General features: G+C 66.8%; 9 protein-coding genes. 4 read left to right on the plus strand and 5 right to left on the minus strand.

Annotated elements, in window-relative coordinates:
- Positions 1-60: 60 nt before the first annotated feature.
- On the plus strand, positions 61-840 hold the full coding sequence (locus AB0B91_RS40215; protein ID WP_358331617.1) for a macro domain-containing protein: 780 nt from the start codon (positions 61-63) through the stop codon (positions 838-840).
- A gap of 1,034 nt (positions 841-1,874) precedes the next feature.
- Complete coding sequence (locus AB0B91_RS40220; RefSeq protein WP_358331620.1) at positions 1,875-3,341, plus strand: serine/threonine-protein kinase; 1,467 nt, start codon at positions 1,875-1,877, stop codon at positions 3,339-3,341.
- Here AB0B91_RS40220 and AB0B91_RS40225 read toward each other — a convergent pair.
- From AB0B91_RS40225 to AB0B91_RS40235, 3 genes are all read right to left on the minus strand, one after another.
- A complete protein-coding gene (locus AB0B91_RS40225; protein WP_358331623.1) occupies positions 3,308-5,344 on the minus strand; it encodes a GxGYxYP domain-containing protein in 2,037 nt (678 codons plus the stop codon). The genes AB0B91_RS40220 and AB0B91_RS40225 overlap by 34 nt on opposite strands.
- Positions 5,345-5,511: 167 nt before the next feature.
- Positions 5,512-6,216 (minus strand): SDR family oxidoreductase, encoded by a 705-nt coding sequence (locus tag AB0B91_RS40230; protein WP_358331626.1) that lies wholly within the window; start codon positions 6,214-6,216, stop codon positions 5,512-5,514.
- Between the two features lie 85 nt (positions 6,217-6,301).
- Positions 6,302-6,667, minus strand: coding sequence for an SgcJ/EcaC family oxidoreductase (locus tag AB0B91_RS40235; protein WP_358331629.1), 366 nt, complete (start codon positions 6,665-6,667; stop codon positions 6,302-6,304).
- A gap of 70 nt (positions 6,668-6,737) precedes the next feature.
- On the opposite strand from AB0B91_RS40235, the gene AB0B91_RS40240 reads away from it, so the two are divergent.
- Positions 6,738-7,373, plus strand: coding sequence for a TetR/AcrR family transcriptional regulator (locus AB0B91_RS40240; RefSeq protein ID WP_358331632.1), 636 nt, complete (start codon positions 6,738-6,740; stop codon positions 7,371-7,373).
- On the opposite strand, the gene AB0B91_RS40245 is transcribed toward AB0B91_RS40240, so the two are convergent.
- Positions 7,364-8,518 carry a glycerophosphodiester phosphodiesterase gene (locus AB0B91_RS40245; RefSeq protein WP_358331635.1) on the minus strand — a complete coding sequence of 385 codons (1,155 nt, stop codon included), beginning with the start codon at positions 8,516-8,518 and terminating at the stop codon, positions 7,364-7,366. The two genes, AB0B91_RS40240 and AB0B91_RS40245, sit on opposite strands and share 10 nt — an antisense overlap.
- A 145-nt stretch (positions 8,519-8,663) precedes the next feature.
- On the minus strand, positions 8,664-11,159 hold the full coding sequence (locus tag AB0B91_RS40250) for a polysaccharide lyase family 8 super-sandwich domain-containing protein (RefSeq protein WP_358332259.1): 2,496 nt from the start codon (positions 11,157-11,159) through the stop codon (positions 8,664-8,666).
- A 247-nt stretch (positions 11,160-11,406) separates the two neighbouring features.
- On the opposite strand from AB0B91_RS40250, the gene AB0B91_RS40255 reads away from it, so the two are divergent.
- Positions 11,407-11,589 carry a hypothetical protein gene (locus AB0B91_RS40255; RefSeq protein WP_358331638.1) on the plus strand — a complete coding sequence of 61 codons (183 nt, stop codon included), beginning with the start codon at positions 11,407-11,409 and terminating at the stop codon, positions 11,587-11,589.
- Positions 11,590-11,757 lie beyond the last annotated feature (168 nt).

Consider the following 11,757-nt stretch of genomic DNA (forward strand, 5'->3'; position numbering starts at 1 on the left):
ATATTATCGCCGCGGACGTGGCGTCTTTTCGCGATCAATTCACTGGCAGCTTTCGGTGCCTTGGCGGCCCTTGTAGGTGCCCTTGCCGCCTTCTTTCCGGATGAGCTCAGATCTCGAGGATTAATCTACCTCGGCATCCTTATGTTATTCACTCTCCTTTTTGCCTGCATTCGAGTTTGGCCGAAGCTTAAAGTTACGAAGCATCTAGGTCATCCCAATTCGAATATCACCCTGCTCATTGGTGATCTTTTCGCCCAGCAAGGCCATCTAGTCATCGGCATGTCTGATACCTTCGATACTGAACCCCCTATAATTATCAGCGAAGAGAGCGTTCAAGGGCAATTTCTTTCGCATTTTTACGGTGGCAACGTCCGGAAGCTGGATAGCGAAATAGAAGCAGCTCTTGGCAAAGAGCAGGTGGGCAGTACAGAGCTACGATTCGACAAGCCACTAGGAAAACTTGCTAGATATCCCATAGGAACTGTCGCGGTTCTGGGAGATGGGCAACGACTGTTCTTTTGCGTGGCATACGCGAAGATGGACAACCGGTGTGTAGTAGAAACATCCGTGCATGAGTTATGGAATAGCCTAACTTCGCTGTGGGTCGCTGTTAGGGCGAGAGCACACCTCGGCACGGTTTCCATCGCCGTTGTTGGGTCAGGTTTGGCGCGGCTGTCGAATAATTTGTCCCATGTAGATCTAGTCAAGCTTATTTCTATGTCATTCTTAATCGCATCAAGACAGCAGGTAGTGGCTGGCGAGTTACGCATAGTATTGAGACCCGAAGACGCTGCTGCTATCGATATAGGAGCTCTCTTCAATTTTATCCAGTCACAATAGTGGGCTATCCCGCTGGCCCACCTGGGACCGACCTAGGCTTGTCAGAATAAACATACCGACTGACATGCTGCAACGCCCATCTGCGACAGCCAGCGACGAGGGCTCCAAAGCACGTGGCATGCCACAGCACGCAGCGCACTCGACAAATCGCCCAGGCTGGTTCCCGGCACCGGATTTTCGAGATCCGCTCGTCGCGATCCAGCACCACCGCCGAGACGCCTGGCCGTCGTGTAGGGGGCGGATCAGTGGGTGGCGCGTCGTTCGAAGTCGTCGTTCAGCAATTTCAAAAGGTGTCGCTGCGGACGAGCTCAAAGCGGTCAGCCCAGCAGGGCGGCGGTGTCCAGTTCCAGGCGTTGATCGCGCCGGCGGTGAACAACAGTGGCTTCCCGTTCCAGCGCTCGATGTGCTTCAGCAGCGTGTCGCGATACTCCGGGGCTTTCCCTGAGGGGAGAAATAGCCGATCATCGGGATACCGGTCGGGCGGGCTGGATGTTAGGGCTCTTTGCGGGCGCCATCGCGCTAGAGTGGGCGTTCGATAGGGGCTCGGACGGCCACGACCTGCTCACCGTGGGCACTCAGGGACTCGTCATCGTGGACAAGAGGCGGGCGCATTGGCGGGACTGTCGTTCCCGTGGCCTGAGGCCATCTGGAACATTTCACGGTGATGGCCGACTTCTCCGGCCCCTCCCACCTTGTCGTCGTGGAGTTCAAGGATGGCGACAAGCCCGACAAGGACTGGGTAAGCGGCACAGCACACCAGCACTGCCGGGATGCCCGGTGATCCTGCTGTCCGCCGGCCAGGCGACCAAGCGGACGAACCCGTAGAATGCCGATCTTCAGGCCGCACAGCGGGGGTTGTGGCAGCCTTGCCGCACGCGTGTCCAATCACCATGTGCACCGGACGCAGGTGGCGGGCCGATCGGGTTCTAGAGCTGCTGACACAAGAACGACGAGAAAGCTGAGGGGGAGCAGATGAACGTGGAGAGGCGATTAGCCCACGAACGGACGGCGCCGATCACCGGTTACGACACGACGTGAGCGTCGTCGCGAACCGCTACCGCCTGCTGTCACCTCTGGGCCAGGGCGGTATGGGGACTGTCTGGCGGGCCGTTGACGAGCTGCTGCGGCAAGAAGTAGCCGTCAAGGAGGTGCGCCTGCCGCCGGAGCTCGATCAGGCCGCCCGCGCGGAGCTGACCGAGCGCACCCTGCGCGAGGCACGGGCCGCGGCGCGGCTGCGCTCCCATCCGTCGATCGTCACCGTCCTCGACGTCGTCATGGACGGCGGACGGCCATGGATCGTGATGGAGCTGATCAACGGCCGCTCGCTCGACCAGATCGTCCGCCAGGACGGGCCGACCTCCCCCAGCCGGACCGCATGGGTAGGGCAGCACGTGCTCGACGCCCTGACGGCCGCGCACTCCATGGGCGTGCTGCACCGTGACGTCAAGCCCGGCAACGTGCTCATCACCCAGGACGGGCGCGTTCTGCTCACCGACTTCGGGATCGCCACCCTCGCCGGCGATGTGGCGTTGACTCAGACCGGCCTGCTCAACGGCTCGCCCGGGTACATCGCTCCCGAGCGGCTGCGCGGCGAAGCCGACGGCCCGTCGGCCGACCTGTGGTCGCTCGGCGCCACCCTGTACACGGTGGTGGAGGGCAGCCCGGCCTTCTCCGGCATGAACTCGGCCGCGGTGATGGCGGCCGTCCTGCTCCACGAGCCCGCGCCCGCCCGCCTGGCGGGGCCGCTGGCGCCCGTCCTGGCCGCGCTGCTGGAGAAGGATCCGGGCCGGCGCTGCACTCCCGAGCAGGCGGCCGTCTGGCTACGGGACGTCGCCCGGGGCGACGTGCCCGAGTCCGTGCCGACGGTCCCGCGGGGCCGGCCGCGTGCCGTGAAGAAGCGCCGGATCGCCCTGATGGGCGGCTCGGCCGCCGCGGCGCTCAGCGTGGCGGTGGGGCTGGTGATCTGGATGAACACGCGTGGCGTGCCCCAAGATCCCGGCACGGAGACGCTGCCTTCGACCGGCTCCACCTCCTCCGCCCCTTCGCCCACGGCCGTGAAACTGTTCCGCAAACAGCCCAAGACCTGCCCGCTGCTGAGCACCGCGCAGGCACGCACAATGCTCAGCGGTACGGTGACGCGCCCGCTCATCTCCACCATGCGCTGCCAATGGTCGAGCCCCGATGGCGCGAGCATCACGCTGACCACGTATCGCACCCCCACGGTCAAGGGCTGCAAGGCGAACTTCGACGGCACCCCGATGAAGGACGAGAAGATGCGCTATCCGAAGACCAAGCAGCGGTCCGCTTCGACGGCCGGGTACCGGACGTTCGCCTACACGCGCAAGGCTCCTGAGATAAGCACGGGGTTCCACCGTTCCGGGACGACGTTCTGCCTGACGAACATCCTGGTATCCGTGGACTACTGGGGTCCGCGGGCCGGATACACCGCCGTGGATCGCGCGACCGCCTACGTCGTCGAGGCGTTGGAGGCCAAACGCTGAGTGAAGTCGTCGTTCAGCAGTTTGAAGAAGGTGTCGCCGCGGACGATCTCAAAGGGGTCGGTGAGCAGGGCGCCGAGCTCGGCGACGTCGGACGGAGTCCAGTTCCAGGCGTTGATCGCGCCGGCGATGAACAGCGGTGACTTCCCGTCCCAGCCCTCGATGTGCTTCAGCAGCGTGTCGCGATACTCCTGGGCTTTTCCCTGCGGGGAGAAATTGCCGATCAGCGGGATGCCGGCCGGGCGGGTCAGCAGGTCGCCGCTTTCCCACGATTGGATGATGCCGCGTAACGGGGTGTTCTTTCGGTACGAGCCGACGATGCGCTCGTCGAACGCCACCCAGCCGGTGTTCTCCGGGTTGCGGTAGTTGTAGGCGTAGACCAGGTCCATGCCGGTGCCGCGCAGGAACCGTCCGCTGAGTTCGGTGTAGGCGTCCAGGTCCTTCGCGGGCCACGAGCCCGGATAGGTGTAGCCCGCGCCGGAGGGGCCGGAGATCAGCAGGTCGTTGGCGGTGGCCGTGCGCTGGTAGTACGCCAGGAGCGCGGGGCCGATGTCGGCCAGCAGGGGGCTGACGGTCCAGTTCACCGGCACGCCGCCGCGTTTCGGTTCGTCCCAGAGTTCGCGCATTCTGCGCTGGCAGTACTGGATGTTGTCGCCCTCGCCGAAAGTGAGAGTGAGGTAGACGCGGTTGCGTAGGGTGGCCGCCGGTCTTGGGCGCACGCGGTTGGAGACCTTCGCGGGGACGCCCGCGTGCACGGTGGCGTTCATGTAATAGTCGGCGGGCACGACTTCGACGGCGTGCTGCGAGGCGCGGTCCACGCCGCCCCATTCGCCCGCCACGTCGTTGGAGAACCAGCCCGCATAAGGGGTGGTGGGCTTCACCTTGCTGAGAATCTCGTCGAGCAACGTGCCCGTCTCGCCCGAGGGCGGCAGCCAGAACACCATCGCGCGCATCGCCGCCGCGTAGTCGCGGAAATACGGGAAGGGCTCCACGCGGGTGGGCGCGGTGGTTGCGGCGGTGACCAGGTATTGGTTCCACAGGTCTACCTCGACCAGGAACTGCTGGGTACCGGCCGGGGCGGTGAATCGGTAGATGAAATAGCCGCCACCGTCGGAGAAACGGTTGGCGTCCCCGCCGATGGAAGAGTTGAGGCCGTCGAACAGGTACGGGGTTTCGGCGGCCGTACCCGGGATGAAGGACACGATTTCCTTGCCGTCGGCCTTCACCTTCACCGAACCGACCGAGGCGCCCCAGCCGTCGTCGCCGAGGGAATCCTGGAAACGCAGGTAGACGCCGTCCTGACCGGAAAGCTCCTGGCTCAGGTCGAAGGTGCGTACCGCCCGGTTGGAGGCGTCACGGACGCGCTCGCTCTCGCGGGCGATCTCCCGCCACTGAACGCCGTCCACCCGCGCCGTCCTGGTCGGCGGGAGTCCGGTGAGCAGCGCGTGCGTGCAGCGGGGGAAGAGGTTGTCGAGCTGCCACCGGTACGTTCCCAGAACGTCGTCGGCTTTGAAACGGCCGCGCAGGTCGGTGATGACTCTGAAGCCGTACTGGCCGGCCTGCTCGGCGGTGGCGGCGACGGCGTTCTCCAGCCCGGCCAGCGTGGTGGCGACATTCACGGAGTCGGGCACCGCGGGATCGTGCACGATCGCGCCGCGCACCTCGTTCTTGTAGCGGGCGACGAGGTCGAGCGGCCGGTCGTGGCGCGTCACGGCGGCGCCGGTGCTGGACAGCCAGCGGAGGTCGTAGCCGGCGCTGTCGTAGTTGAAGTAGAGGCGGGGCTGCCGCCGGTTGACGATTCCCTGGAGGGTGGTCAGCAGAAGCTGGTCGTTCCCATGAAGCGCGCTGACGTCGGCGACGTCGAGCCGGGTCGGACGGCCGAAATTCGGCAGGAGCGGGGCGGCGGTACGGGTTGTGGCGGCGGCAGGGCCGGGGAGGGTGATTCCGAGGCCGCCGGCCGCGAGGACCACGCCATTCGCCCAGAGGAAAGTACGTCGTGACACCATCAGCGATCGCTGCTCCTCGCTGGAGGGACCGGGACTGACATCGTTGTCATCTGCAGCGAACCTAACTGCCTGACGAAATGTTGTCCATGGTGTAAATGCGCCTGCCGACTCGTAGAACCGGCCAGGCACGTTTCCGCGCCTGGCCGGTTCTACGAGCCGGCAGGCGGTCAGTGTCCGGCGCTCATGCCGCCGTCGACGTGCAGGATCTCGCCGGTGACGAACGGGGCGTTCTCCAGGTAGACCACCGCGTCGACGATGTCGCTCACCTCGCCCATCCGCCCGACCGGGTGCAGGCCGGCGAGGACCTGGTGGGACTCCTCGGGGTGCATCGGGGTCTTGATGGTGCCCGGCGAGACGGCGTTGACGCGGACGCCGCGGGTCGCGTATTCGATGGCGAGGCCCTTGGTGACGGACTGCAGGCCACCCTTCGTCAGCGAGGCCAGCGCGGCGGGGACCCTGGAGTCGGCGTTGTCGACCAGGCTGGTGGTGATGTTGACGATGTGGCCGCCGCCTTGAGCGAGCATGTGCGGAATGGCCAACTGGGTGATGCGGAAGAACCCGGCCAGGTTGATACCGGTCACGGTCGCGTAGTCCTCGGCGGTGTACTCGGTGAAGGGCTTGGCGACGAAGACGCCAGCGTTGTTGATCAAAGCGTCGACCCGGCCGAAGCGCTCGACGGCTGCGGCGATGACGCGCTCGGCGGTGGCGGGGTCGGCGATGTCGCCCTGGACGGTTACCACGTCGGCGTCGTCGGCGGGGGCGATCGTGCGTGAGGTGGCGACGACGCCGTAGCCGAGCTTGCGGTAGGCGGCGACGAAACCGGCACCGAGACCCTGCGACGCACCGGTGATTACAGCAACCTTCTGACTCATGATGACCTTCTTTGTGTTTGCGAATTCAGTGCTAGCCGACCGGTCGTCTAGCAACGTAGACGACCGGTCGACAATCGTCAAAGTGTCAGCGTCCCGTGATGACCTTGGACACGTGGTACTGGCGGATCCGCCACGCATCCTGATCGCGCCGAAGGACCAGCGAAAGGTGCACCGGCACCTCCCAACCCTCCGGGTCGCGGAAGGTGACGTCCGCGAATCCGCCGGCCACCTCCTCGCCGATGGCGTACGTGCTCAGCACGGTGACCTCGGCGGTGCGATCATCCGGCACCGCGTCGTAGTAGGCGCGTACCGCGTCGCGGCCGGCGACGACCTTGGGGCCGAAGCCCTGGAAGAGGGCGTCCGGGGTGAACAGGTCGGCCATCGCGTCCACCTGGTGGCCGTCGAAAGCGGCCTTCCAGCGGTTCAGGATCTCTCGCATCGGATCGGTCATGGTGCCTTCCTTCGTGGCTGAGTAGTCGACCGGTCTAGTAAAAGTAGACGACCGGTCGTACACTGGCAACATGGGACGTACCAGTGATGCCAAGGAGAGGATCCTCAGCGCCGCGCAGACACTCATCGAGCTGCGTGGCTACTCGGCATTGGGAGTGGCCGAGATCTGCAAGGCGGCAGGCGTGCCGAAGGGCAGCTTCTACTACTTCTTCGACTCCAAGGAGGAGCTCGCCCTGGCCGTCATCGACGAGCATTGGGCCGGTCAGCGCAGCGGCTGGAACCGTATCCTTGGCAGCGATGATCCGCCCCTCCAGCGGCTCCGGCAGCTGTTCGAGGCCACCGAAGCCGACCAGCGCGCCGGGCAGCAGAGCTGCGGCACCGTCTCGGGCTGTCTTTTCGGGAACCTGACCCTGGAGATGAGCAACCAGACGGAAGCCCTCCGCGAACGGCTGCAGCAGATCTTCGAGGCGCAGGTCGGCATGGTGGAAAAGGTCATCACCGCGGCCCGGGAGCGCGGAGAGGTCACGGCCGCCGACACCCATGAGGCCGCGCGATCCGTCGTCGCCCAGCTCGAAGGCCAGGTGCTCTTCGCCAAGCTCTACAACAACACACAACGCCTCGACGCCCTGTGGACGAACTGCCTGGCCCTTCTCGGCGCCACCGTTCCCGGCCGCGCCGAGGAAGGCTCCTTGTCCAGCTACTCCTGACCCTCTTCTGGCAGGCCGTTGTCGAACTGCTTCGGCTGCACCTGCTTGTGCGGCTGGCCCCGCTCGGCCTTGGCCAGGGCGGCGGTGTCGGGATAGTCGGCGACGAAGGCGTCCACGCCCAGGTCCAGGTGCGCGCGATACTCCGCCAGCGCGTCACCGTGGTCGGTCGCGATCTGGCCGCGGCGCAGCTGCAGGGGCAGGTACTGGTTCTCGCTGCGGAAGGTGTAGACGCCGATCTTCAGCCCCGCCTTGTGCGTGTCGGAGACCAGTGTCGTCGGGGTGCCCGAGCTGCCGTCCGGGTTGAGCGGGATCACCGATGACTTGTCCGGCCCGATCCACTGCGCGTACTGCGCGATCTTCGCCAGCCCCTCGGGCTTCATCATGTCCGCGTAGGTCGTCGGGTCTCCGGCCGCCGTCAGATCGTACGGCTGGCCGGTGGTGCCCAGGGCCTGCCACAGGGGCACGCGCAGGTCCTTGGCCACCCGCTTCAGGCTGGACGGCTCGAACGACTGCACCACCACCGGACTGTTCGGCCGGTTCAGCCCGTTGCGCTTGACGGTCTCGATCAGCGGCTCCTCCAGCGGCAGCCCGATCGACCTGAAGTAGGTCGGGTGCTTGGTCTCGGGAAAGACGCCGACCTGCTTGCCGTACTGGCGCGAGAGCCGCTTGGCCAGGTCGAGCACCTCCTGGAAGGTGAGCACCTGGTAGTAGCCGTTGTATACGGTGTTGCGCTGGCGGATCGCGGGCAGTCGCTCGACCGCGCGCAGCGTCTTCAGCTCGGCCAGCGTGAAGTCCTCGGTGAACCACCCGGTCACGTTGCGCCCGTCGACGACCTTGGTGGTCTTGCGTGCGGCGAACTCGGGGCGCAGCGACACGTCGGTGGTGCCGGAGATCTCGTTCTCGTGCCTGACGACCAGCACGTGGTCCTTGGTCGGCACCAGGTCGGGCTCGATCCAGTCGGCGCCCATGGCCACGGCCAGCTCGTAGCCGCCCTGCGTGTGCTCGGGACGGTGACCCGCCGCGCCGCGGTGGCCGATGATGACCACCTGGGACCGGTCGGGTGCGGCTTCGGCCGAAGCCGGAGCCGCACTCGCTCCGGCCAGGGGGATGAGGACGGCTAGGGTGGTGGCTGCGATCTTTCGCACGTGAGACTCCCGGCGGTGTCCGCACCGGAGACTTTCACCGGTGATCACCGCGGGCATTATGGTAAGGACCGAAATCCGCCTTCGGGCCAATAACGGCGAAATTTCCGGTGACAACCCACTGTGAGGCCGCGCGCCGAGGGCCGGTTCAGCGCAGGGTGGCGGTGAAGGTGCGGCCGTGGGTGTGGCGGGTCGTCGCCTGGATCAGGGTGCCGCCCGGTACGTGTCGTACCGTTACCCCTTCGTCGGCCTTGTCGAGCCTGAGGGGCGCGCCGAGGAGGACGACGGAGACGCGGTCGCGTTTCATCGTGGGATCGGACAGGGCGACGACCGTGCGCTTGCCGGACTGGACGATGACCGAGGCGGGGCCGTCGATGAGCAGGCGCTCGGCGTGGCGCGGGCCGTCGGAGAAGACGTTGGCGGCGACGATCCCGAGCGTCTTGTGCTTGATCGCTTGTACGTGCCGGTCGTTGGCCAGGACGACCAGCCGGCCGTCCGCGTAGCCGCGCAGGCGGGCCTCGGTCGCGTTCGGGACCAGGGCGTAGGCGAGGGCGGGGACGGCGCCGGTGGTGGGGTGGGCGATCGAGGCGGTGAAGACGTTCTTGGTCACGCTGGTGTCGGGATTGGAGGTGCGTACGACTCTGCGGCTGCGGGTCACCGTCTCCAGCCCGGCCGCGACGGGCTGCCGGGTGAGGAAGGCGTAGCCGACCGCGGTACGGCGGGTGCCGTTGGCGTAGCGGAGCCAGCGCGGGGGTGTGGTGTCGCCCGTCTGCCAGGCCTTGCCGTTCCAGCCCTCGCCGGTGAGGACGACCGCGTCGCCGGGAGCGGCGATGCGGCTGTCCACGGTGGTCACCGCGTCGCGGCCGCCCTCGCCGGAGACGCCCGCGGCCAGCACCACGATCTCGTCGTCGAGCATGAACCAGGACTTGGTCGCGCGGGCGTTCTGGTAGGCGACGAAGTCGTCCGGCAGGATGCCCGCCTGTTTGGCGGTGTACGCGGCGTCGTCGGACTGGACCATGCCCGCCGCGCCGAACGCGCCGAGCGTCGCGCCGCCGGAGAAGGCGTTCCCGGCGCGGGGGAAGTACACGTAGGTGTTCTGGGACTCCGAGGAGGAGGTGAAGTTCAGCGGGTGACCCGGGTTCTCGTACCAGAGCCGGCCGTACAGCTCGGGGACCGTCCGCCGCTCCTGCACCGGCGCGGTGATCCCGGCCAGCCGGTACGGCGAGACGGCCGTGTAGTAGTCGACGCCGAAGACCTCGCGCTGGTCCTCGCCCGCGAGGTAGAGATAGTAGGCGCCGTCGCCCTGGAACCAGGGCATGAGGTTCTCACCGCTCATGTACTCGTACTTGCTGATCCGGTCGGAGCTGCGCGCCAGGGCGAAGGCGTAGCCGGGGCGCCGGTGGACGGTCCTGTCCATGGCGTTGAACGCCACGCAGCGCTCGGGCGGGTTCAGGTCGGCGGCCGGGATGGCGGAGTCGGCGCGGATGGCCGCGTACCGGGCGACACTGATCGGGGAGACGAAGGCGGCCGGGTCGACGGCCGGCAGGAACTTGACGTACTTCTTCAGGGCGAGCGCGCCCGCGCCCTCGACGTGGTCGGCCAGGTCGGTGATGGCCTCCACGACCACCCCGACATCGGCGTAGCCGGTGGTGGGGCGCGAGGCCGCCCGCCCCTTGACGATCTCCATCATCCACCCCTCGAAGATCAACGGGGCGAAGCCGTCGGCGACCCAGCGGTACACCACGCCGGCCAGGTCGGAGGTGCCGCCGCTCGTCGCGCCCTCGAGCATCTTGAGGGTCTGGACGACGCGGGTGAGCAGGGCCTTCCCGTACGAGCCCGTGTAGGCGACCGAGTCGTGCTGGATGAAGGAGCCGTCGCGGTAGTAGCCGTCGGTGACCCCGTGCTGGAGGTTGTAGGGGTCGATCGTGGCGAAGACGGTGGCCTGGTCGGAGATGGCCTTGCCGACGCGGGCGTCGTCGCCGGTGAGCGCGCCTTGCAGGATCCGGTTGCCGGTGATGTCGGCCAGGTTCGCCCCGGTGTGGAAGCGCGAGTCGAGGTCGACGTCGCCGTTCTTGCCGTTGCGCAGGTAGGCGTCCATCGAGGCGATGTAGGTCGCCGTCAGGTCGGGCCGTTCCGCCCGCAGCCGTTCGGCCAGCAGGGCCAGCGTCCTGCTCACCTGGGTGGAGATGCCGATCTCCCAGTTGAACCAGTTGCCGTAGTAGCCCGCCGACTGGTTGCCGTAATAGCGCTGGTGCAACCACAGCAGGCCGTCGGCGACCCGCCGCTGGACGGCCGCGTCATCGACGAGCTCGCCGCCTGGTGTGCGGGTCGCGAGCGCGATCTCGTACAGGTACTGGAAGGCCAGTCGCAGGTTGGCGTCGTCGGTGCCGAGCCGCAGGCCGGAGAACAGCTCGCCGTCGCCCGCCTGGTCCATGGCGGCCAGCCGCTGCTTGGCGGTCCGGAGGATCGCCGCGAGATTGCCGGCGACCTCGGGCCGGGCGTTGATCTCCGGGGTTCCCGCGAAGATCGCCACCGTGTTGGCGAGCAGCCGCGCGTGATCGACGCCCGCCGCGGCACGCGAGGGGGAGGTGACAGTGAGCAGACCGGCGGCGGGGAGCAGGGCGAGAACCTGGCGGCGAGACATGTGCGGCACGGCGGACTCCAGGCCATTGGAGGATATGCCGGGCTCACATTACATGATCTATTCCGTCGGCCAAGGTGGGAAAAATGCGACATGCGGACTTTGCAGTGCTTTGCCGCTTGCCGAGAGACCCCGCGGACCACCCCCGCTAAAGTGAGAAATGTCCGATGCGCCGTTCTGGCGCTTCCCGGGGGCCCAAGTCGACGCTCCGTCAGCCCTGAATCATCATCACCTTACGGAGTGATCTCTGATGTTCGAACGACTTCTTGTTGCCGCCGCCGTGGTGGCATCCGCAATCATCGGCTCGACCGCGCTCACCACGCTGGCCGCAAGCGCGGCCGACACGCCGAGCACGACCATCGCCGCCCAGGCCGCCGCCACCATGGCGGAGCCTCCCATCCCTGACGATGACGACGAGGACAGAGCACGCTGACCCAGGCGACCGCTGCGGCGGACGATCCGTCGTGATCGCGTTCCACCGGAATCGCGGCCACCCCGTGGTGCGAGTCATCGCGGGGTGAGCCGTCCGCGTTGTGGATGGCGTGGCGCAGCCCAGGCGGGGCACGCGGTAAATGCGGCCGGGTCGGCGGAGATCGAGCAA

The sequence above is a fragment of the Nonomuraea sp. NPDC049141 genome, from assembly GCF_040648415.1.
Taxonomy (GTDB): Bacteria; Actinomycetota; Actinomycetes; order Streptosporangiales; family Streptosporangiaceae; genus Nonomuraea.

What these genes read in the sequence shown, in the direction of transcription:
- AB0B91_RS40250 (WP_358332259.1), bottom strand. Translation starts at nt 11,159, where the DNA reads ATGTCTCGCCGCCAGGTTCTCGCCCTGCTCCCCGCCGCCGGTCTGCTC.
- AB0B91_RS40230 (WP_358331626.1), bottom strand. Translation starts at nt 6,216, where the DNA reads ATGAGTCAGAAGGTTGCTGTAATCACCGGTGCGTCGCAGGGTCTCGGT.
- AB0B91_RS40235 (WP_358331629.1), bottom strand. Translation starts at nt 6,667, where the DNA reads ATGACCGATCCGATGCGAGAGATCCTGAACCGCTGGAAGGCCGCTTTC.
- AB0B91_RS40255 (WP_358331638.1), top strand. Translation starts at nt 11,407, where the DNA reads ATGTTCGAACGACTTCTTGTTGCCGCCGCCGTGGTGGCATCCGCAATC.
- AB0B91_RS40240 (WP_358331632.1), top strand. Translation starts at nt 6,738, where the DNA reads ATGGGACGTACCAGTGATGCCAAGGAGAGGATCCTCAGCGCCGCGCAG.
- AB0B91_RS40225 (WP_358331623.1), bottom strand. Translation starts at nt 5,344, where the DNA reads ATGGTGTCACGACGTACTTTCCTCTGGGCGAATGGCGTGGTCCTCGCG.